The sequence below is a fragment of the Paenibacillus sp. SSG-1 genome (assembly GCF_002224835.1).
Taxonomy (GTDB): Bacteria; Bacillota; Bacilli; order Paenibacillales; family Paenibacillaceae; genus Paenibacillus_AQ; species Paenibacillus_AQ favisporus.
This window is the reverse complement of sequence record NZ_MBRK01000001.1, coordinates 767,942-788,113: the sequence shown is the minus strand read 5'-3', so window position 1 is coordinate 788,113 and position 20,172 is coordinate 767,942. Positions and strand designations below refer to the sequence as shown.

At 55.4% G+C, this 20,172-nt stretch carries 21 protein-coding genes and 1 tRNA gene; 9 read left to right on the top strand and 13 right to left on the bottom strand.

Annotated features, from left to right (window positions below):
- The first annotated feature begins 41 nt into the window (after positions 1 to 41).
- From BCV73_RS03860 to BCV73_RS03850, 3 genes are all read left to right on the top strand, one after another.
- Complete coding sequence (locus BCV73_RS03860) at positions 42 to 1,787, top strand: DEAD/DEAH box helicase (protein ID WP_263880528.1); 1,746 nt, start codon at positions 42 to 44, stop codon at positions 1,785 to 1,787.
- Entirely contained in the window at positions 1,787 to 2,728 is a 942-nt protein-coding gene (locus BCV73_RS03855; RefSeq protein ID WP_089546082.1) for a YqhG family protein, read from the top strand. Before BCV73_RS03860 ends, BCV73_RS03855 begins: the two co-directional genes overlap by 1 nt.
- A gap of 141 nt (positions 2,729 to 2,869) precedes the next feature.
- On the top strand, positions 2,870 to 3,856 hold the full coding sequence (locus BCV73_RS03850) for a hypothetical protein (protein ID WP_143811822.1): 987 nt from the start codon (positions 2,870 to 2,872) through the stop codon (positions 3,854 to 3,856).
- Positions 3,857 to 3,953: 97 nt separating this feature from the next.
- Here BCV73_RS03850 and BCV73_RS03845 read toward each other — a convergent pair whose 3' ends face one another.
- The gene (locus tag BCV73_RS03845) at positions 3,954 to 4,172 is read right to left on the bottom strand and encodes a YqzE family protein (protein ID WP_076170208.1); all 219 of its coding nucleotides are present in this window, start codon (positions 4,170 to 4,172) and stop codon (positions 3,954 to 3,956) included.
- A 176-nt stretch (positions 4,173 to 4,348) separates the two neighbouring features.
- On the opposite strand from BCV73_RS03845, the gene BCV73_RS03840 reads away from it, so the two are divergent.
- Positions 4,349 to 5,059, top strand: a complete 711-nt coding sequence (locus tag BCV73_RS03840; protein WP_089546079.1) for an N-acetylmuramoyl-L-alanine amidase — start codon at positions 4,349 to 4,351, stop codon at positions 5,057 to 5,059.
- Here BCV73_RS03840 and BCV73_RS03835 read toward each other — a convergent pair.
- Both BCV73_RS03835 and BCV73_RS03830 read right to left on the bottom strand, forming a co-directional pair.
- Positions 5,034 to 5,942, bottom strand: coding sequence for a divergent polysaccharide deacetylase family protein (locus BCV73_RS03835; protein ID WP_256992729.1), 909 nt, complete (start codon positions 5,940 to 5,942; stop codon positions 5,034 to 5,036). The two genes, BCV73_RS03840 and BCV73_RS03835, sit on opposite strands and share 26 nt — an antisense overlap.
- A 175-nt stretch (positions 5,943 to 6,117) precedes the next feature.
- A tRNA-Leu gene (locus tag BCV73_RS03830) sits at positions 6,118 to 6,202 on the bottom strand.
- 203 nt (positions 6,203 to 6,405) lie between these two features.
- Here BCV73_RS03830 and BCV73_RS03825 point away from each other — a divergent pair.
- A complete protein-coding gene (locus BCV73_RS03825; RefSeq protein ID WP_256992728.1) occupies positions 6,406 to 6,867 on the top strand; it encodes a YhjD family protein in 462 nt (153 codons plus the stop codon).
- A 58-nt stretch (positions 6,868 to 6,925) separates the two neighbouring features.
- On the opposite strand, the gene BCV73_RS03820 is transcribed toward BCV73_RS03825, so the two are convergent.
- The 4 genes from BCV73_RS03820 to BCV73_RS03805 all read right to left on the bottom strand — a co-directional run bounded on the left by BCV73_RS03820 (position 6,926) and on the right by BCV73_RS03805 (position 9,217).
- Positions 6,926 to 7,141, bottom strand: a complete 216-nt coding sequence (locus BCV73_RS03820; protein WP_076170212.1) for a hypothetical protein — start codon at positions 7,139 to 7,141, stop codon at positions 6,926 to 6,928.
- Positions 7,142 to 7,514: 373 nt separating this feature from the next.
- The gene (locus BCV73_RS03815; RefSeq protein ID WP_076170213.1) at positions 7,515 to 7,844 is read right to left on the bottom strand and encodes a hypothetical protein; all 330 of its coding nucleotides are present in this window, start codon (positions 7,842 to 7,844) and stop codon (positions 7,515 to 7,517) included.
- Between the two features lie 118 nt (positions 7,845 to 7,962).
- On the bottom strand, positions 7,963 to 8,535 hold the full coding sequence (locus BCV73_RS03810) for a xanthine phosphoribosyltransferase (RefSeq protein WP_076170214.1): 573 nt from the start codon (positions 8,533 to 8,535) through the stop codon (positions 7,963 to 7,965).
- 91 nt (positions 8,536 to 8,626) lie between these two features.
- The gene (locus BCV73_RS03805) at positions 8,627 to 9,217 is read right to left on the bottom strand and encodes a DedA family protein (RefSeq protein ID WP_089546078.1); all 591 of its coding nucleotides are present in this window, start codon (positions 9,215 to 9,217) and stop codon (positions 8,627 to 8,629) included.
- A 183-nt stretch (positions 9,218 to 9,400) separates the two neighbouring features.
- Between BCV73_RS03805 and BCV73_RS03800 the strand changes: the two genes are divergently transcribed.
- Entirely contained in the window at positions 9,401 to 10,429 is a 1,029-nt protein-coding gene (locus tag BCV73_RS03800) for a YkvI family membrane protein (protein ID WP_089546076.1), read from the top strand.
- A gap of 76 nt (positions 10,430 to 10,505) precedes the next feature.
- On the opposite strand, the gene BCV73_RS03795 is transcribed toward BCV73_RS03800, so the two are convergent.
- Positions 10,506 to 11,633, bottom strand: a complete 1,128-nt coding sequence (locus tag BCV73_RS03795; RefSeq protein ID WP_076170217.1) for a glycosyltransferase family 4 protein — start codon at positions 11,631 to 11,633, stop codon at positions 10,506 to 10,508.
- A gap of 134 nt (positions 11,634 to 11,767) precedes the next feature.
- On the opposite strand from BCV73_RS03795, the gene BCV73_RS03790 reads away from it, so the two are divergent.
- Both BCV73_RS03790 and BCV73_RS03785 read left to right on the top strand, forming a co-directional pair.
- Complete coding sequence (locus tag BCV73_RS03790; protein WP_089546074.1) at positions 11,768 to 12,934, top strand: GGDEF domain-containing protein; 1,167 nt, start codon at positions 11,768 to 11,770, stop codon at positions 12,932 to 12,934.
- A gap of 43 nt (positions 12,935 to 12,977) precedes the next feature.
- On the top strand, positions 12,978 to 14,375 hold the full coding sequence (locus BCV73_RS03785; protein WP_089546073.1) for an RsmB/NOP family class I SAM-dependent RNA methyltransferase: 1,398 nt from the start codon (positions 12,978 to 12,980) through the stop codon (positions 14,373 to 14,375).
- 85 nt (positions 14,376 to 14,460) lie between these two features.
- Here the strand turns inward: BCV73_RS03785 and BCV73_RS03780 are convergent, their stop codons facing one another.
- The 5 genes from BCV73_RS03780 to BCV73_RS03760 all read right to left on the bottom strand — a co-directional run bounded on the left by BCV73_RS03780 (position 14,461) and on the right by BCV73_RS03760 (position 19,834).
- On the bottom strand, positions 14,461 to 15,261 hold the full coding sequence (locus BCV73_RS03780; RefSeq protein ID WP_089546071.1) for a Cof-type HAD-IIB family hydrolase: 801 nt from the start codon (positions 15,259 to 15,261) through the stop codon (positions 14,461 to 14,463).
- A 78-nt stretch (positions 15,262 to 15,339) separates the two neighbouring features.
- Positions 15,340 to 16,101, bottom strand: coding sequence for a pseudouridine synthase (locus BCV73_RS03775; protein ID WP_089546069.1), 762 nt, complete (start codon positions 16,099 to 16,101; stop codon positions 15,340 to 15,342).
- Positions 16,098 to 17,660 (bottom strand): RsmB/NOP family class I SAM-dependent RNA methyltransferase, encoded by a 1,563-nt coding sequence (locus BCV73_RS03770; protein WP_089546068.1) that lies wholly within the window; start codon positions 17,658 to 17,660, stop codon positions 16,098 to 16,100. Before BCV73_RS03770 ends, BCV73_RS03775 begins: the two co-directional genes overlap by 4 nt.
- Positions 17,661 to 17,866: 206 nt before the next feature.
- Positions 17,867 to 18,715, bottom strand: coding sequence for a GTP diphosphokinase (gene yjbM / locus BCV73_RS03765; RefSeq protein ID WP_076170223.1), 849 nt, complete (start codon positions 18,713 to 18,715; stop codon positions 17,867 to 17,869).
- A 24-nt stretch (positions 18,716 to 18,739) separates the two neighbouring features.
- On the bottom strand, positions 18,740 to 19,834 hold the full coding sequence (locus BCV73_RS03760) for a quinone-dependent dihydroorotate dehydrogenase (RefSeq protein ID WP_089550081.1): 1,095 nt from the start codon (positions 19,832 to 19,834) through the stop codon (positions 18,740 to 18,742).
- A gap of 188 nt (positions 19,835 to 20,022) precedes the next feature.
- On the opposite strand from BCV73_RS03760, the gene BCV73_RS35655 reads away from it, so the two are divergent.
- A complete protein-coding gene (locus BCV73_RS35655; RefSeq protein ID WP_256992727.1) occupies positions 20,023 to 20,157 on the top strand; it encodes a hypothetical protein in 135 nt (44 codons plus the stop codon).
- The last annotated feature ends 15 nt before the right edge of the window (positions 20,158 to 20,172 follow it).

Genomic DNA, 20,172 nt, shown 5'->3' with positions numbered 1-20,172 from the left:
CTGATACGCGAGATTACGAACCTATGAAGGAGGTACAAGGCTTGAAAACTTCTCATCTCGGTAGCGGGGCGCAGGCCGGGGACCTTCCCGTTCCCCTGAATATTGACCGCAGCTGGCTGGATAACCTCGAATCCCGCCTGGATAAAGGCGGCCCCTGGGGTGACTTCCGGCTGTTTCAGCTGGCCGTTCAGGGCGAAGAGGCGCGGCTTGTGACGAGCTTTGACGAGCTGCAGTGTGTGAAGCATTTGCAGGACCTGTCCCCCCTTCCCCATCAGATCGACACGGCGCGGAGGGTGCTGTTTGAGATGTCCGGCAGAGCTATTCTGGCCGATGAGGTCGGACTGGGCAAGACGATCGAAGCGGGACTCATTTTAAAAGAATACATGGTGCGCGGGCTGGTATCCAAAGTGCTGATTCTGGTACCCGCCTCCCTGGTGCTCCAGTGGGTCCGCGAGCTGAACAGCAAATTCGGCATCCCGGCGGTCGCCCAGAAAAAGGCTTATTCCTGGCATTCCGACGTCGTCGTCGCCTCCATGGATACCGCTAAGCGCGAGCCCCACAAGGACATGCTGATGGAGCAGGAATACGACATGCTCATTATCGACGAGGCGCACAAGCTGAAGAACAAGAAAACGACGAACTATCAATTTATCCAGAAGCTGCGGAAAAAGTACTGCCTGCTGCTGACTGCGACGCCGGTTCAAAACGATATGAGCGAGCTCTTCAACCTTATTACGCTGCTGAAGCCCGGCCAGCTCGGGCGGCAGGGGGATTTTGCGGCCAACTTCGTTGTCGGCAAACGGCAGGCGAAGAACGAGGGTCAGCTCCGGGACGAGCTCGCCAAGGTAATGATCCGCAACCGGCGCGGCGAAGGCCCGGTGCAGTTCACCAAACGGACGGTGCGCAACGTCAGCCTGCAGCTCTCTCCTGAGGAGCAGGCGCTGTACGACGGTGTAACTTCTTTTGTCAAGAACCAATACAAAGCGTCCGGGGGCAATCTCAGCAGCATGCTGTCCCTGGTCACGCTGCAGCGCGAGGTGTGCAGCAGCCGGGACGCGGTGTTCCTGACCCTCGTGAACCTGTCCAAGAAGATTCCGGACGACTCCCCGCTTACCGCCGAAGTGTGGGAGCTGGTGAACGCAATCCGGAATATCAAAGCGAACACGAAGGCCGAAAAGACGATCGAGCTGATCAAGGACATGAACGAAAAGGTCATCGTGTTTACGGAATACCGGGCGACGCAGGAATACCTGCTGCAGTATTTTCAAAAGCACGGCTTGTCCTGTGTACCGTACCGCGGCGGAATGAACCGGGGCAAAAAGGACTGGATGATGGACCTGTTCCGCGGCCGGGCCCAGGTCATGATCGCCACCGAAGCCGGCGGCGAGGGCATCAACCTGCAGTTCTGCCACCATATGATCAATTTTGACCTGCCATGGAACCCGATGCGGGTCGAGCAGCGGATTGGCCGCGTCCACCGGCTTGGGCAGCAGAACGATGTGAAGATCTACAACCTGTCCACCACCGGAACGATCGAGGAGCATATCCTGAACCTGCTGCACGAAAAAATCAACATGTTCGAGACGGTCATCGGCGGCCTGGATGTCATTCTGGAGCGTTTCGAGAAAAAGGAATCGTTCGAGAAAAGCCTGTACAAGCTGTTCCTCGAGTCGGAGTCGGATGAGGAAATCCGCAGCAAGGTCAGCTCGCTCGGGCAGTCGCTTGACCAGATCAAGCGCGAGATCGAATACGAAGATGCGGAAACCGTCATTGAGGAGGAAGCTTGATGAGCCTGTCCCCGCAGGAAGTTCAGAAGCAAGTGCTAACCTATCTGGAAACGACCGAATGCAGCATTATCGAGAAGTCCCCTTATCACGTGACTGTCAAACTGTCACCGCAGGCGGACAAACAGTTGACCAACCGCCCCTACTACTGGGGCTTTATTGAACGGACTGGGGCGGAGCCGGAGACTCTCTCCTACACCTTCGTCTTTGATCCGGACCAATATAACGAACAGGCGGCCAAAACCCCGCTGCCTTCAGCGCAGCCTCAGCCGCAAGACAGCATTCTGTCGAGGTATTTCGGGGTGAATCCGGCAGGGCCGCGGATCGGCCCGGGGCGGATCCCCCGCGAAGACGTCACATACGGCAGCAGCCGGCTGCAGCAAATTTGGGCCGTAGCCCGGCAGGAGGGCTCCTGCGTGTACCTGTTTGAGCAGCCGGGCCCTTTGCAGCGGGAGACGCTGTTCTCCGCCCCCTACGAGCCTTGGCTGGGCGTCTGCTTCAAGGTCGAGATGACCTGCGACGTGAAGAAAGAAGCGCTCCACTTCATCGGCATCTCGCTGGTGACGGGGCAGATCGACCAACAGTTTGCCCAGCGACTGGAGAAGCTTCAACTCGGGCCGCGGCTGCCCGAGAATATCCATATCCAGCCGGGAAGCCTCTCGCTCGCGGGCGCGGCCAATCTGCTGGAGAAGCATATGAAGGATCAGCTGGGGGGCGAGGATTACAGCTGGGCGGAAGCCGCAAGGGAGCGCCTTAGGGATGAGCTTGCGGTGATCGACATGTATTACGAAGACCTCCTCAAGGAAACCGAGGAGGAGAAGCTTACGGCCATCCGGGAGCAATACGACAACCGGCGCAGCGAAATGACATGGCAGTATGAACCTAAGGTGAACCTGTCCGCCATAACCTGCGGTCTGTTTCACTTAAGATCCATCCGTCCATGAGCATTTGACCTCCCTCGCTAAAAGAAGGCAAAAAAAGACCCGTGCCCGCGCCCCAAAGCCCGACACCTTGCAACAGCCTTTTTACGGCTTGTCCGATACAATGATGTCAATAAAGCTCTGAAATCGAGGAGGGTGAATGTGGTGAGGATGGTATCTCTCGCTTTAAAAGTGACGGCGTTGACCTGTGCCGTCAGCTGCGCCTGGCCGGCCTGGAGTCCTGCGGTCCCGCAATCGGCCGCAGCGGTCGGCATCGCTGCCGCCAAGGCGGCAAGCCCCGCGCGGGCTGCCTTGCTTCGGATCGCAGCGGGATCGGACATGCAGGCGGTGCCCGCGCCGCTGGAGAGCTTTGCCGGCTCCGTCGTCCGCGAGCTGTCCGCGCAGTCCGAGTTTCAGCAGTGGGACGGCGCCGCCATCGACTATTACCCGCTAGGGCCCGGCACCCACAGCTGGCTTGCGGTCGTTTCAAAGGATAGCAAGCAGCTGGGATATTTAATATTCACCGCCAGGGAGGAAGGCGGATATATGCTCAGCGAGTACGGCAGCGGTCCAGCCATCCCTTACAGCAGCGATGCGCTTCATGACCGGCTGGCTGAGGATGGCCTTATTCCCGATCACCCCGGCCTCCCCGCAAACGTTCAAATCCAAGCTCAATATTCGGCAATGCTGCCGGTTTGGAAAGTGACCCTGCCCGGCAAGCCGGCCATGTACATCAATGCGCTGACCTTGGAGCTTCTGCCGGCAAATGCCGTTTCCGCCAGCACCGCCTCCGTTTCTAAGACGGCGGTCGTTACCAATCAGAACGGTCTCCGGCTCGAGGCATCGTCACCTGCTGCTAAGATGGATGGCAACGATCCTTATGACGACCTGCTCTGGATGACCTCCCCCCGGCTGAACATCCGCCGCGGAGACGATCTGCTGAAAGCAGTCGCATCCGGCGGCAGCCTGATCTTCACCGCTCCCGGCCGTAACGCGTCCTATGGGGCGCCGTTTGCGGTAAGCGGGATTCAGACATGGTCCCCGGCCGCAAGCGCTCCTGCGGTCAACTACGCGGCCACAGGACGTGCCGGAACCCGGTACCTCCCTGTCTCCATGCTGATGGCTGCCGGAGAATTTCATGCCCGCCCCTAGATCTCCTGCATGATTATCTGTTCCTGCCCTTATCACGTTTCATTCCCAAAAAGAAGCGGACCTCGTATCCCACGAGGTCCGCTTCTTTCATTTTCGTTCAGTCATGAAGATTCCGCATCTTGATTTTTCGCCGCTTCGGATGGCGTTTGTCAGCCGTCCGGCCTCCCCATTGGGACAATCCGAACGGGATCATGCCGAACCATTTGACCGTCCACGGCTCTTTATATTTTTGCTTCCTTCGTTCTTCCTTGGGTGTTTCCATGTAGCTGACGACGCGCTCTGTAATGTATTTTACAAGTTCATCTCCACTGGCCATTTCCATCCCCCCCACAATGCCAAATTACAGCTCTGCTATGCTCTTAGTTTGCACAGAGATACGGTAATCTAAACGGAGGAATGCGGACGGTGCATTATTTACCGTTTATTGCACATTCTAACTTCGACATCAATTTTTCGCTCCAATCCCGCTTAACGAAAGGAGGGCCATCCTATATGCCTATCAAAAGCTTGATCGCCGCCATCCTCCTGATCCCGGCAATGTTGTGCGCAGGCAGCTCGTCCGCTTGGGCCGTTGGCCCCGGTGACCAAAGTACGACCGCCTATCCGGAGCATCCGGCTTTTCCGCATGAAGTGATTATCGTGGATGCAGGACATGGCGGTGTTGACGGAGGGACTTCATTTCAGAACATTCTGGAAAAGGACATTAACCTCGCCATCGCCCAGAAGCTGTTTATGCTGCTGCGCAGCCAGGGGTACGACGCGGTCTTGAACCGGACGGCTGACTACGCCCTCAGCGACGACAATCACTGGCTCCGCAGCTCTTCCCGCCATAAACGCGATCTCGCGCAGCGGAAGGAGTTAAGCCATCAGCTGCCGACCCTGATCGTCGTGAGTCTTCACGTCAATTGGGGCCGCAATCCTTCAAAGAACGGGGCGCTTGTGCTTCACCAGAACGAAGGGCGCAGCGTCCTGCTTGCGGACAGCATTCAGCAGCAGCTTAACCCGCTGTACCAGACGAAGGGAAGCATCCGGCTGGGAAGCCCGTTTTACCTGCTGAACCAGGTCAAAGATCCTGCGGTTATCGTAGAGACCGGATTTCTCAGCAATGCCGCAGACCGGGCGATGCTGTGCAATCGGCGCGGGCAGCTCAAGATCGCGCAGGCCATCGCAAACGGAATCAATTATTATTTGACGGCAATATAGGCGCCGGCTTCCAATCCCAGATATCCCGGACGAGATCGCTGATTCCTACAAAAGATACGGAATTCTGCATACCGGTGATGCTTTGGCGAATGGCCTCCGCAGTCTTTTTCCCCTGCACGCCGACATGCCCGATCGTTACACAGTTCTGATGTTCGCTCGCCCAGGTTTCAACGGCTTTCATTTGTTTGCTGACATGGCTGACGGTGTGCCGGTCGTCCAGAAATATGTTATTGGCCACCGGAGGCATTCCCATCTGAACGGCCAGCTTGCCGACAACGGAATGGTAGTTGGTCTTGCTGTCCACGAAGAACAACCCGCGTTCGCGGCAGACCTCCAGCACGATGGACATGATCCGTTCGTCTCCGGTAATCTTCGATCCCATATGATTGTTCATGCCGACCGCATACGGCACGTTGTCGATGGCCTCCTCCACCCGTTTGCGAATCTCCTCATTGCTCATATTGGAGGTAATGGCGCCTGGACCTAGCCACTTGGGATTGCCCTGCTTGGGCTCCATCGGCATATGGACAATGACATCATGCCCCTGTTTATGGGCCAGCTCCGCGTCGGTTTTACTGGTAGGAAGAAAAGGCATGATGGCCACGGTCAGCTTAATCGGCAGGGACAGCATTTCTTCGGTTCCCCCTTGCCCGTTCCCGAAGTCGTCGATGATGATCGCAACCTTTTTATCCGGCTTCATGTCACTTTGTGGCTGGTCTGCCCCGGGCTGCTCCGCTTGCTCGTTGAAGACCCGCTCCGCCGCCAGTGATCGTTCCCCATCCGCGAAGGCGGTTTGACCAGAAAGCGCAACCGTAAGCGCCAGTCCCGCTGCCGCAATATTCCGCCAGCCGCGATGCAGCTTATTGAAAGATGATGTACTCAAGCAACTTCCTCCTTTACTCGGTATCTCCACGATGTGGTTTCATTGTTTGAGGAAGTTGGAGGAATTATGTATAGCAAAAATCCCCGCTGCTCCCCTCTCAGGAAAGTTACGGGAAATAACAAATAACACAAAAAGGCGTCCCCGTTGTTCAAAACGGGAACGCCTTATGTATGTATGCGGTCGAGAGGACTCGAACCTCCACGGGGGGTTAGCCCACACGGACCTGAACCGTGCGCGTCTGCCAATTCCGCCACGACCGCAAATCGGTCGGTCACTCTTTGAAAGATTCAATCTTTCGCGGCGACAAGATAGATCATACCATGCTGGACAGGTATAGTCAACACTTTTTCAAAAAAAGTTTAATTTCCTCTTCATTCTGAACAATTTCCAGCTCCTATCTATTGAATAATCCAAGCATTTGCGGGTAAAATAAGAACATAAGTTCGTACAGGTGGTGATATGTATGGCAGCACCCGGCATGACGTCGGAAGAGACATCGCTGATTAAGAGTTATCTGCTCCTGATTTTTATTCATAAAGTTTTCGAACGGGACATTCGGATTATGGAGGAGAGCGGCGTATTCAAGACCCCCCAGTTGTATTCGGAACTGATTGTGAACGGCGACCGGCAGGCCGGCACGCTGCTCGCTGAAGTCAAGCGGGAAATGAGAAGACGCAAGATCCGGATCCTTCGTATCTTACAAGATGATACCGGGGTCAGGGCGGAATATTCCTGCAGAGGCTATACCGACGAAATGAATATCCTATGGCCGGCTTTTCGTAACGAGATGCTCGTTCGGATGAGAGTGTATCTCGGGCTGGATCCTTTCTCTCCCGAAGACCGTTCTCTCCTTCCCGTCTCTTCTTTTACTCACCATATGGACCATCCCGCTGCTCCCTATTTTCAGGAGGGCTCCAAACCATAAGAGCCGCCTGGAGTCCCCCCATATGAACCAAGGGGAACCGAACCAGACGGCTCTGCTATTATTCCAGAGGGCTTTGACGCGGAGCGCTCGCAGGCTGGAACAAGTAGTTCCGGTCCAGCTTGACCACTTTGCGGTTGCGGCGGCGGATCAGCACCTGGCTGCCGTCCCAAGCCACAACAATCCCTGTCACATCATTGCTTTCGATGCCGTCGCGAACCACCCGGACCTGCTCTCCGGATTGGCGGTACGCATCCAATTCCTCATCGCTGATCATCTCCAATCCTCCTTTGGTTTTGAAGCAATCTCTTCATGTAGTGAACATGGATAAGTATATGCTTTTCCCGCATATCTTACAATGGAATCGGTGTGTACCGACCTTTATTAGACACAAGACTGAGCGGGTTCAATGGCATTTTTCGTTAAAGTCATCCGGCATGATTAAGAAAAACGTCTATCGACGTACCTTCAAAGAAGACAGACCGCGTTTAAAGGTAATTTTTCTTGCAATATCAGGAAGCAATGCTCTGGCGTTTATACTTTTCTGATATTATAAGAAAGGACCAGCAGCCAATCGGCCGCTGATCCTGAATGTGTTGGTATAAAGGTGTGTATATTAATCAACTGAACCTCTCGGTGACGCTCAGCAATTAACGTTGTGCGTGTTCTTTACTGTCGTTCTTCTCGTACCAATAATCGAGCACCGTCGACGACATCACTCGTTTTTCCAGATATTCAACTTGATGAGGGGTAAACAATTCCTTCCAGGAGAAGTCTAGCTCATCACACATGCCCACGATGGTCAGCAGTTCTGACCAGGCCACGTAACGTTTATACCAAAAAAACTGAGGATGCTCTATAATATAGGGATAGAGGTCATCGAATTCGGTATGCTTGCAATCAAGCGCTCTTTCAAAGTGATCCTTTGCTTTGGCCAATTTATCAATGAAATACTGTTCGGTTACCGGTTCTTTCCCCATTGTGCTGCCTCCCCTCATGATCATCTAATACATATTATAAGCCAAAAGACGGCCGGTTGAAAGAAATTGTTTCGATTTATCCGCGGAAAATGCGGCGAAACGGGCTTTCATCCCGGGCTTAATCGGCAAAAGTGATGACGCCGCCTTCAAGCGACTGGATACGGACGAGCGGTTCAATACTTATGCCCTGCTCCCGGATGGTCCGGGCCCCTGCCTGAAAGCACTTCTCTATGACGACACCAAGGCCGACCAATTCCGCGCCGGAGCGTTCGATAATTTTGATAAGCCCCCGCGCAGCATCTCCGTTTGCAATGATGTCATCGATAAAGAGCACTTTATCCTGTTCGCTGATATAATGACGCGACAGCATAATATCCGTCACGATCCCTTTGGTAAACGAAGGAACCCGTTCGCAAAGAGCGTCCGGATCGGCCAGCAGCGTCTTCTTGCGGCGGGCGAACACCAGCGGCACGCCAAGCTCGTAAGCCGTCGCAAAGGCCACCGCAATCCCGGACGATTCCACGGTAACGACCCGGGTCACACCGGCTTCGGCAAACCGGGATGCAAACTCTTTTCCCATCTCCATTGTCAACTGCGGATCCACCTGGTGATTAAGCAGACCGTCCAAGTTCAGCACCTGATCCGAAACGATGACGCCTTCTTGTAAAATTCGTTCTTTTAACTTATCCATTTCAATAGCCCCCCACGCCGTTCCTTTGACGTAAAAGTAACATATCTTGGGCTCCCACTTCAAGGGGAAACTCCATACATAACTTCAAATGTCAGCGTTTCTTCCACAGAAGCAAACCAATGGCCGCTCCGAGTGCAAGAAGAGCCGCAAGCAGCGCGATCCGGATCGTGGTGTGCGTCATCCTCCCGGCAATTTCGTTCCAATGATATCCAACGGCATGTCCGATCAGCATAAAGATGGTGCACCACAAGGCGGCACCTGCTCCCGCATACACCACATAAGCCCTGACAGGAAGTTTCGTCGTCCCCGCGATATACGAAGATAAATGCCGAAGTCCAGGCACGAAGTAGCCGACGATAATGCTTAGTGATCCATAACGCCTGAACCACTTCTCCGCCCCAGCCAGCCGCTCCGGAGTCATTCTTACCCATTTTCCATACCGGTGAAGCAGGGGTTCCCCGACCAGACGTCCAAGAGAATAGCTGATCATCATCCCGGTCATGCTTCCCAGAAAAGTGACGGCCAGCGCGCCGGCAAAGTTGAACTCCCCCCTCGCGGCCATCCCCCCGAAAGCAACAATCAGCGTTTCGTCAGGCACCGGAATACCCAGAATGCCCAGGGCCAGCAAAAAGTACATGGCGGCATACCCGTAATGGGCAATGTAAAAGGTAATCCCTGCCATACCAAAGCCTCTCTTTCCTATCGGTGTCTATTCGTCCATTCGAACGCAGCCGCTCACGGGAACCGCCTGATGGACTGCCTTCATGAGACATGGACAGGTTCCAGTCATGTCCTACCTCTAATCATCATAACCTGTAGTACAGGCAGGACACAAACCGGACTGCCTGCAGCAGGGAGGAGAACGATGAAGAACGCGATCAGGGTGCTTCAAATTGCTTTTACATATATCGGAACCATTGTGGGTGCAGGCTTTGCGACCGGACAGGAGATCCTGCAGTTTTTTACCCAATACGGCAAATGGGCGACGCTGACGATTCTGCTGTCTACCGCCCTGTTTATTTGGCTTGGGACCAAGATTATGATCATTTCACGGCGGATATCGGCCAGATCCTATGAGGATTTCAACAAGCATTTGTTCGGGGACCGGGCCGGGGGAGTGATCAGCATCGTGATGATGTTCGTGCTCATCTGCGTAAACAGCGTCATGTTGGCGGGAGCCGGCTCCGTTTTCGTCGAGCATTTACACCTTCATTATCAGACAGGCCTGATCATCACTCTGGTCGGATCCTATGTCTTGCTCACCCGGGGAATGAACGCCATCGTGCAGATGAACAGCATTGTTGTCCCCTTGATGCTGACTTTGTCTTTGGCCATTATTTTCAATACGATCCGCATGCCGGGGGCAGACAGCTTCCTGCGGATTACGACCGACCATCATTTTACGGCGGTATGGACCTCTCCGCTCCTGTATACAGCCTTCAATCTCGTTATGGCGCAAGCGGTGCTGGTCCCCCTTGGAAGCAAGACGGACAGCCATACGGTGGTTAAATGGGGAGGCATTCTGGGGGGCGTCGGCGTCGGGTTCATGCTGCTGGCCGCGCATGTTGCCATGTCTGCCCACATGCCGGGCATCCGGCAGTACGAAATCCCGATGGGCAGCATCGCCAGCAACCTGGGCACCGCGATCCAGCTGATTTATGTGATGCTGATCTTTTTAGAGATCTTCAGCACCTTCGTCGCCGACATCTACGGGGTCACCCTTCAGCTGCAGCAGCATCTTCCTTTGCCGCCAAAGCTTCTGATTGTCTGCGTCATGTTCATCTGCTTTCTGCTGAGCCAGATCGGATTCAGCTCCCTGCTGTCCGTGCTGTACCCGATTATCGGCGCGCTGTGCCTGATATTGGTGCTGAAGCTGATGTTCATATCCAAATGACAGAGCCATGAAATAGAAAAAAAGGCGGGAGCTGAAAATCTCAGCACCTGCCTCTTTGTGTTGAACGGCCAGCACGCTACACCTTTTGATAAGATAAATAAATTTTCTTCAGTTCATTCACCGCATGCGTCAGGGAATATTGGCTCTTCGCCTTATCCCAGGCCGTCCGGGCGAGATCGTAGCGGTACATCGGGTCGGTGATGACCTTCTCAAGCGCTTCGCAGAGCGCGATCGGGTCCTCCGGCGGCACCAGCAGGCCGTTCACTCCGTCTTCGATCTGCTCCGGAATTCCGCCCACGTCGGTTCCTACCAGGGCCAGGCAGCTGAGCGCCGCTTCCGCAAAAACCGAACCAAAGGCTTCCGCTCTGGAAGGGAGCACGAAAATATCAAAAAACGGCATAAACTCTTCCGGATGCAGCGTGTATCCATAGAAAATAGTTTCGTTATAGATGCCAAGCTCTTTGGCAAGGCTCTCCAGCTCCGTGCGGAACGGTCCGTCTCCGATGATATGCAGCACGTAGTCATGACCCTTCTTCTTAAGCTCGGCGCAGGCCTTCAGCAAAATATCCAGCCCTTTGGCGGGTACCAGGCGGCAGACCGTAATCAGCTGCGGCACCTCGTTTTCATGGGGAACCGGCTTGAACCGCTTTTCGTCAAAACCGTTCGGAATGACCCCAATCTTATCCGGATGGTCCACATAGTCCGACAAATAGCCGGCGAACGACCGGGAAACCGTCAGCATGCGCTGGCTCTTCTGCTCCAGCTCCCGATACAGCGATACGAGGAACCGATGCTCCGGCCCACCGTTCTTAATGCGTCCGTTCAATATTAATTCCCGTTCATAACTGGAGTGAATGGTCTGAATTAACGGCGTATCGGGAAAAACCTGCTTGGCGGCAAGCCCGGCGATGGGATGGTGCGCATGGATCAGGTCATACGGCTTCTGGATCCGCAGACGCGTCCACCACAAGTAATCCTTGTACGTCTGAATATATTTTTGAACGACAGGGGAGTCCTTGAACTCGGTCCAATCGAAGGTGTCAAACACGACCTCCTCGTGCCCCTTGTTGCGGATCCGTTTAGGAAGCCAAAACAGCTCCATATCCCATCTTGATGATTGGAATCGCTCCTGCATATACGGAATCATGGAGGATACTCCGCCCGGCTGCTCGGGTGGGAAAAAGAGGGCCTGTAACAATCTCATAATGGGAAAACCACCCCTTTCTGTAGGTCTCTTAGCTTTTCGGCATCTTGTAAATTATGATATATTAGAACATATGTTTCAGTAAAGTAAAACCGCTGATCCAAAGAATATTCAAGAGAGCAGGAGAACGATCCATGCCCTACTCTTCATTCTTATCCCCCATTGTACCGGGGATTGCCGCCGCATCAGGTTTATATATCATACTCATCATGCTGCTGATTTGTCTCACGATGTACAGCAGGCAGCGCAAAAAAGCCTATCTCTACATGGTGGCGGCCTTTCTGTTCATTATGGCATACGAAGGGGTGAACATCCATTTCGCCTTCTCCGGATCGCTGAGGCAAGGGAATTATCCGGAAGGTGCCGATTGGCTCCAGGCCTTCTCCCTCCTCCTCCTCAACTTCGCTGTGTACCAGCTGTACCACCGGATGAACCGCAGGCTGCGGGCGCTCCTGATCGTCATGGCGCTTCTGTATGTCGTTCCGCTCCTGTCTCCCGGGTTTCTGGAAGGGGCCGGAAGCTGGCAGGCGGGTTATATAGACCTGTGCCAATTGGGCACCGTAATGATAGGGCTATTCGGCATGGCGCCGCGGGTCGGCCAGCGCAAGAAATATACCGCCGGATTGGCCGTCTATTTCATCTACATTTCGGTCCATCTGCTGAACAACCTCATCCCCCTGGAAAAGACTTGGATTCCGGCGATCTGGATCTGGCTGCCGCTCTTGTTTTACACGCTCCTCTTTTTTATTTTGTTTACGCGGATCGTGGAGCAAATGCAGTCGATCTACCGCTCATCCATTACCGACGGCTTGACCAATTTATACAACCGCCGCTTCTTTACGAGGCAGCTGAACCGTTACGTGGACCAGGGGCTGAAGGTCTCGCTGATCTTCTGCGACATCGATAATTTCAAGAAGCTGAACGATACCGAAGGCCATGCCAGAGCGGATCAGGTGCTGAAGCAGGTGGCCGCTATTATCGAGGAGGAAGTCGACGAAGCAGGCCTGGCCGGGCGGTACGGGGGCGAAGAACTGGTTGCCCTCATCGTGGACAAAAGGGCCAAAGTCAGCCGGATCGCCGAGCAAATCCGGGCCCGGGTCGAAGCCGAAACGATCGTGACCCTGAGCGTCGGATACAGCGTCCTTCGCGCCGGCACGAACGCCGGTACGCTCATTTCGCAGGCGGATCAGGCAATGTACCGCTCGAAGACGACAGGCAAAAATAAAGTGACCGCATACCGGTCTTCAAATCCGCCGGCAGCCGCCGGGACGGCCCCTTCGGCGGAAAGCGCGAATACATAGAAACCGCATCCATGATGATGTTGAATAAAGGAGTATGTAACGAATGGGTAAACAGGAACTCCCCGCAGCTTTTGTCAGACAGATGGAATCCCTGCTGGGAAGCGATACCGAAGCATTTCTTGACAGCTACGAGCAGCCGAGAACGCATGGGCTGAGGTTCAACGGCTTAAAGCTTGCGGGCGTGCCGCAGCTCAAGGAGGCCGTCATCCGGAAGTTTGGCTTGACCCCGGTTCCTTGGTGCAGCACCGGCTACTATTACGGGGAGAACGTCCGGCCCGGCAAGCATCCGTACCACACGGCCGGCTTATATTACATCCAGGAACCGTCCGCTATGTCGGCTGTGGAGCTGCTCGATCCGCAGCCCGGCGAGACGATCCTGGACCTGGCCGCGGCGCCAGGCGGCAAGAGCACCCATATCGCCTCGAAAATGAAGGGCGAAGGGCTGCTCGTCTCGAACGAAATCCACCCGGAACGGGCGAAAATTTTGGCCGAGAACATCGAGCGTATGGGCGTTACTAACGCTGTGGTTACCAGCGCGGCGCCGGACGAGCTGTCGCGCCGTTTCCCGCAGGCTTTTGACCGGATCATGCTGGACGCCCCTTGCTCGGGCGAAGGTATGTTCCGTAAAGACCCTGGAGCGATCGCGGAATGGACGCCGCAGCTGGTCGAGCTGTGCGCCGCCCGGCAGTGGGATATTTTGCAGGAGGCATACGCCATGCTGAAACCCGGCGGTACGATGGCTTATTCAACCTGCACGTTTAACCGCAGCGAGAATGAAGACATGATTCAGCGCTTTACGGCTCATTATGCCGATATGGAAATCATCGCCATGAAGCGGCTGTGGCCGCATCGCGAGGCGGGGGAAGGGCATTTTGTCGCCCTCCTCCAGAAACGGGGCGAACCCAGCGGTGGCGGGCACACCCTGGAGGCCTCGCCAAGCGAGCGGCAGCGGCAGCGAAGAAAAGGCCGCAGCGGAAGCGGCAAGCCGGGAGCCGGCCTCCAGGACGCCCAGTCTGCGCTGAAGGCGTTCCAGGCTTGGGCGGATGAGGAGCTGCCGGACTTCGCGCTGCCGGCGGGTACGCCGATTCTGTTCGGCGAATCGCTGTACCTGCTTCCAGGCGGGGAGCTGCTGCAGGAACAGCAGCTCCAGGGCCTGAAAGTGCCGCGGGCGGGCCTCCACCTGGCCCACCTCAAGAAAAACCGGATCGAGCCGGCGCATGCGCTCGCCATGGCTCTCTCCCCGCAGCAGGCGGCCAAGCGCATCACGCTGGCCGCGGAGGACCCGCAGGTCTCCGCCTACCTGCGGGGCGAGACCCTTCAGGTCGATGCCTCCCTGAAGGGCTGGGTGCTCGCGGCCGTGGACGGCCTGCCGCTCGGCTGGGGCAAAGCCAGCAGCGGGCAGCTCAAGAACCACCTGCCCAAAGGCCTGCGGCAGCACTAGCCGCCCCGTACCGGCCATCAACAGCAAAGAGCCTTCCTACGCCAGCGTGTACCAAGCTGAAGCTGTAGGAAGGCTCTTTTTTTCATTACGACAAACAGTATTTCAGCAGCGCCGCGTGCACGCCGTCCTCATTGTTCGAAGCCGTCACCTCATTAGCTGCGGCCTTAACCTCCAGCGGCGAGTTATCCATCGCCACGCCAAGGCCGGCGTAGGTGAGCATCGTAATGTCGTTATAATAGTTGCCGATTGCCAGAATCTCCTCCTGCCGGTAGCCGCGCCGCTCAGCGAGCTGCTTTAGGGCGTTCCCTTTGGACGCTTCCGGATGCATCAGGTCGACGAAGTATTCGCCGCTCCGCAGGATGTTAAATTCCGGCGTCCACGCCGCGATGTCCTGATGTACCCGGTCCATCGTGTCCGGCTGCCCAAACGCGGTGACCTTGACGATCGGATCACTCAGGTCATGCAGCGGCGGCAGAACCGACGGCAGCATCAGATAGTTTTCATACATGCTGCGTACTTCCACGGCCAGTCCCTCAACGTCGTCGACAAACATCTGAAACGCCGTATTAACGTCAAAATGCACGCCTTCCTTCCGGAAGTAATCCAGGTAAGGCACGATCGCCTTGGCGTCCATCGCGTATTGGTGAACCACTTCCCGGGTGTCCACCTTCACCGTCGCTGCCCCGTTATGGCTAATAACGTAGCCGGAGAGCCCCATCTGTTCCATAAACGGAATGGAATTTTGCGGTCCTCTCCCGGTGCACAGCACGATTTCAGCGCCTTGACGCGCGGCCTCCTGAATCGTCCTCTGCGTCTGTTCGGTTACTTCATGCTCATCATTAAGCAGTGTGCCGTCGACATCCAATGCAATCAGTTTGTATTTCATGCTCCATCCATCCTTTGCCGTAATATCTCTATCTGTTCTAAAGCGAGCCGGTCTTTGGTCTATTGTAGTATGCCAATGTTATCGGGATGTTTCATCCTTCCCGAGCTGCAGCAGCTCATCCTCCGTCAGCTCACGGTAAGTCCCGATGCGCAAGCCTTCATCCAGTTTCAGTTCCCCCATTTGCACGCGCTTGAGGTAGGTAACCTTTTTTCCGACAGCCTGGAACATCCGCTTCACCTGGTGAAATTTCCCCTCATGGATCACAAGGGAGATGTGGGAGACGACTTCGTCCCCCTGCTGCTCTTTGCGCAAAATGGTGAGCTCGCCGGGCAGCGTAACATAACCGTCGTCCAGCGTTACCCCGGAGGCGAACTGATGTACATCGGCTTCGGTCACGTCGCCGGATACGACGGCCTCGTATGTTTTGGGAACATGCCGCTTGGGCGACAGCAGCTCATGCGCCAGCTTGCCGTCGTTGGTGAGCAGCAGCAGGCCTTCCGTGTCCTTATCCAGCCGCCCGACCGGAAACGGCTCGAATGCCAAATGTTCCGGTTCCAGCAGATCCAGCACGGTCCGGTCCCGGGTATCCTCGGTCGCCGATACGACGCCAGGCGGCTTATGCAGCATGAGATAGATAAATTCCTTATACTGCACCTGTTCCCCGTCAATCCGGATGTCATCCTTATACGGGTCGACATGCATGCCGCTGTCCTTGGCCCGGACTCCGTTGACGGTAACCCCCGCCTGTTTGATTTTCTTCTTGATATCGCTCCGGGAGCCATATCCCATATGCGTTAACACCTTGTCCAACCGCAGTGTCGTTCTGCCCTGCTTGCTCATGCGGATGTCCACCTCCAGCCTGCCGGATATTCGTTCTTCAGCATGCCCTCCTGCCACTTGCCCCATCCGGCCGAATAGCCGTCGATGCAGACCAGGGCGTAGCCCTTGGGCGAAGCTTCGCCGCCGCATTCCACGCGGTCCCCGGGAATGCTCAGCGTTTCGCCCTTCAAATAACGCACGGCTTCGCCGCTCCCGGAGTCGAGCCGGATGACCCGGATGAACTCACCGGGATGCAGCGCCGTCGCCAGCGGATGGGCCGGAACGAAGCGGCCGTTCTTGGCATCGCCCATGTACCAGCCCGGGCGGACGACCTTCAGCCCGTCGAGAAGGCTTGGCGGCAGCGGCGATTGATAAATATGGGAGCCGTAGACGACCGTATGGCCCCCCGGCACGAAGCCAAGGAGATGTTCGCGGATGAAAGCTTCATACGCGGCCGTTGGTGCGGCTTCACCCTGGTTCCCCGCACTTTTTTTCGGCGGTTTTCCTTTCACGGGCTTGGCGTTTCGCGTCGGCCGTTCCTTTCCCTTAGGCCGGTCGGCGGACTCCGCCGGAGCCGTGCTGCTCAGCAGCGTATCTCTGGCCCGTTCCGCTTCGGCGGCAGACTTAGGGTCCACCTCATGCTGAAGGACAGCCAGGAAATGCCCTTCGCCCTCAATCCGGTGCGGCCACAGCCGGGCTGTGCCCCGAACCTGCTCCCAAACCTGATCCGGAATATGCCCGAATCCGGAGCCTTGTTCCTTCAGCCAATCCGTTTCCCCTGCGGCAAAAGAAACGGTACCTCCGACCGGAAGCACGCGGAATTCAGGATGACCTGCCACGAATTCCGCAATCATCCCCTCGTTTTCTTCCGGAGAAAACGTACAGGTCGAATACACGATCCGTCCACCGGGTCTGAGCATCGTGGCGGCTGCCCTAAGAATGCCACGCTGCATGTCCGCATACTTCAGCGGCGAATCCCCGTCCCATTCCTTGATCATCGCTTCGTCTTTGCGGAACATCCCCTCGCCCGAGCAAGGAGCATCGATCAGAATTTTATCGAAAAAGGCCGGGAACTTCTCCGCGATCCGGTCGGGATGCTCATTCAGCACGACCGCGTTGCGGACGCCGTACAGCTCGATATTTTTGGCCAGCGCCTTGGTCCGGTCGGCATTCAAATCATTGGAGACCAGCATGCCTGTCCCCCGCAGCTTGGCCGCAATTTGCGTCGATTTGCCTCCAGGGGCGGCGCACAGGTCCAGTACGGCCTCTCCCGGCGTTACGTCAAGCAGCTCCACCGGAGCCATTGCGCTTGGCTCCTGGATATAATAAAGGCCCGCATGGTAATACGGATGCCTGCCGGGCCGTTCACCCGCTTCGGTATAGAAGCCTGTCCCACACCAGGGAATCGGCCGCAAATCCCATGGGGCGATAGACAGCAGGTCTTCTGTGGAAATTTTCAGCGTATTGACCCGGATGCCGCTGCGCGGCACACGGTCATACGAATCCATAAAATCGGTATACTCCTCTTTCAGCAAGGAACGCATCCGTTCCTGAAATGCAGCCGGCAGCTTAAGTGCCATGTGCTTCATCATCCTGTCTTTAATATAAAATCGTTGGCCGGACCCCATTGTATCAGCCCTCGACCATACAAACAACCCGCTGCGCATGATCGGCAGCGGGCTGAATCCGAATGTTATGCCTCATCGGAAGGATCGTTTTTCTTTAGATCATGGCTGTAAGATTTCAGGGATACTGAAACATCCCATGATCGCAAGAAAAATTTCCGCTAATCTCGGTCTGTCTCCTGTGAGAAGACGTCGATAGAATTTTTCTTATAGGCCGCCATCAGTTCCCGCACCTCGTCGAGGAGCTGTCTCATGCTCTCCATGTCATGGGGCTTGCCTGGCTCGGTCTGGGACCAGATTTGATTGAACCGTTCCTGGAACGCCATCGCCTCGTTCACCAGATGATAGAAGTAGAGCTGATGAATCATCGCCAGCACCGTAGAGGTCACGTTGGAATCGTCCTCAAACTGCTTCTGCGCCTCAAGGATATCCTCACGGATGCTCGACATTTCGTTATCCAGCACGGATGCCGCTTCGGCCGCGGTCTGCAGCCGCTTGCGGATGTTCTCCGGAAGGCTCTCCCGGTACTTATAGCTGAGCGAATGCTCGATCGTCGCCCAGAAATTCATCGCCAGCGTGCGGATTTGGATCTCCGCCAGGACCGGTTTTTGACCAAGCGCCGTCTGAACCGGGTACTCCACGATCATATGAAAACTGCGGTAGCCGCTTTCTTTATAATTCGTAATATAATCCTTTTCATACAGCACCGTAAGATCCTTCCGCTTGCGGATATATTCGGCCACGCGGCGGATATCCTCGACGAACTGGCACATGATCCGGATGCCGGCGATATCCTCGATCCCTTGCTCCAATTGATCCATTGGAACGCTAAGCCGCTTCGCCTTGTCCAGAATGCTCGATATTTTCTTGACGCGTCCGGTCACGAACTCGATCGGGGCATATTCCTCTCTCTTCTTCAGTTCCGCACGCATCGTCTTGAATTTGACCTTCAGTTCCTCAACGGTTTGTTCATACGGTAGTAGAAACAATCCCCAATCTCTGCCGTCCATTCACATGCCTCCTGTCTGTCTCCCTCAGTGATGGTCTGCCCCCACAGCCTCGGAGATATGGGCAAAGCCGTCACGACGCAAAAGCTCTCTCAGCCCGGCGTTGATTTTCCGGTTGATTTCGGGTCCTTCATATATAAGGGCAGTATAAATTTCCACCAGGCTAGCACCTGCCCTGATCTTCTCATAAGCATCTTCAGCCGTAAAAATGCCGCCGGAACCGATAATCGGCAGCTTGCCGCCCGTCTGGGAGTATACCCGGGATACGACCTCCGTGGAACGGATACGCAGCGGTTTGCCGCTAAGTCCCCCGGTTTCCTTGGCATTCGGATGGCTCAGCCCTTCCCGCCCGATCGTGGTGTTCGTGGCGATAATGCCGGAGATCCCGCTCGGAGCCAGCGCGTCGACCATTTCTTCCAGCTCGCCGTCGCTCACATCAGGCGCAATTTTCACCAGAATATGCTTGGACTCCCCGTGCTTGGCGGCTTGTGCCCGCATCTCTTCCATAATATGCCGGACCAATGTCGAAAGTTCGCTGCCGTACTGCAGATTGCGCAAATCCGGAGTGTTCGGCGAACTGATGTTAACCACAAAAAAATCCCCGTACGGATACAGGGTACGCAGGCATTCCTGATAATCCTTATAGGCTTCCTCGTTCGGAGTTACTTTATTTTTGCCGATGTTCACGGCAACCGGGATCCGGCGGTCCTTGACGGCCGCTAGCCGCTTGGCCATGGCCTCCGCTCCCTCGTTGTTGAATCCCATCCGGTTCACAAGCGCCTCGTCGGGCGGAAGGCGAAACAGGCGGGGCTGCTCGTTGCCCGGCTGTCCCTTCGGCGTCACCGTGCCAACCTCCATAAAACCAAAGCCGATGGAAGAAAAACCGTCGACCGCTGCCGCATTCTTGTCCAATCCTGCTGCAAGTCCAACCGGTGTCGGAAAATGTATGCCGAACAGATCCACTGCGAGGTCTGCCGTCTCGTTCACGCCGTACATGCTTCGCAGTAGGCCCGTTCCTCCCGGAAACGCGCCCGCGGAATGAAGTCCGCCGATGACCAAATGGTGAGCTTTCTCCGGATCCATTTTAAAAAATATCGGTTTTGCCAAATTTCGGTACAGCACCAGCCAATCTTCCTCTCCATGCACATTGTTGTCTCTATCCTTCAGTTTATCCTTAATCGGTATAAAAATAAAGTTTTTTGCCTGATCAAACCGGCTGGCTCCAAGCCCTTCCCCTGCTGGTATTTTACATTGAAAGCCATTACAATGAGGGTAAGATTGAATCTGATTAGGAAAGAAGGTAGAACGCCATGGCAACCAAGCGCAAACCGCCGACGCTTCAGCAGAAGAAGGACGAAGTCAACCGGAGGGCGGTGCTTTGGGTCGGGATCGGCCTGCTTTTGCTCATTCTGCTCATTTCGGTTCTGATTATTTTCAACGTGTAAATTTTTAATTCTATA

Coding starts and splice junctions, on each gene's coding strand:
- BCV73_RS03855 (WP_089546082.1), top strand. CDS start 1,787: ATGAGCCTGTCCCCGCAGGAAGTTCAGAAGCAAGTGCTAACCTATCTG.
- BCV73_RS03845 (WP_076170208.1), bottom strand. CDS start 4,172: ATGGCCAGTGGAGATGAACTTGTAAAATACATTACAGAGCGCGTCGTC.
- BCV73_RS03840 (WP_089546079.1), top strand. CDS start 4,349: ATGCCTATCAAAAGCTTGATCGCCGCCATCCTCCTGATCCCGGCAATG.
- BCV73_RS03825 (WP_256992728.1), top strand. CDS start 6,406: ATGGCAGCACCCGGCATGACGTCGGAAGAGACATCGCTGATTAAGAGT.
- BCV73_RS03820 (WP_076170212.1), bottom strand. CDS start 7,141: ATGATCAGCGATGAGGAATTGGATGCGTACCGCCAATCCGGAGAGCAG.
- BCV73_RS03815 (WP_076170213.1), bottom strand. CDS start 7,844: ATGGGGAAAGAACCGGTAACCGAACAGTATTTCATTGATAAATTGGCC.
- BCV73_RS03810 (WP_076170214.1), bottom strand. CDS start 8,535: ATGGATAAGTTAAAAGAACGAATTTTACAAGAAGGCGTCATCGTTTCG.
- BCV73_RS03805 (WP_089546078.1), bottom strand. CDS start 9,217: ATGGCAGGGATTACCTTTTACATTGCCCATTACGGGTATGCCGCCATG.
- BCV73_RS03800 (WP_089546076.1), top strand. CDS start 9,401: ATGAAGAACGCGATCAGGGTGCTTCAAATTGCTTTTACATATATCGGA.
- BCV73_RS03795 (WP_076170217.1), bottom strand. CDS start 11,633: ATGAGATTGTTACAGGCCCTCTTTTTCCCACCCGAGCAGCCGGGCGGA.
- BCV73_RS03790 (WP_089546074.1), top strand. CDS start 11,768: ATGCCCTACTCTTCATTCTTATCCCCCATTGTACCGGGGATTGCCGCC.
- BCV73_RS03785 (WP_089546073.1), top strand. CDS start 12,978: ATGGGTAAACAGGAACTCCCCGCAGCTTTTGTCAGACAGATGGAATCC.
- BCV73_RS03780 (WP_089546071.1), bottom strand. CDS start 15,261: ATGAAATACAAACTGATTGCATTGGATGTCGACGGCACACTGCTTAAT.
- BCV73_RS03775 (WP_089546069.1), bottom strand. CDS start 16,101: ATGAGCAAGCAGGGCAGAACGACACTGCGGTTGGACAAGGTGTTAACG.
- BCV73_RS03770 (WP_089546068.1), bottom strand. CDS start 17,660: ATGGCACTTAAGCTGCCGGCTGCATTTCAGGAACGGATGCGTTCCTTG.
- yjbM (WP_076170223.1), bottom strand. CDS start 18,715: ATGGACGGCAGAGATTGGGGATTGTTTCTACTACCGTATGAACAAACC.
- BCV73_RS35655 (WP_256992727.1), top strand. CDS start 20,023: ATGGCAACCAAGCGCAAACCGCCGACGCTTCAGCAGAAGAAGGACGAA.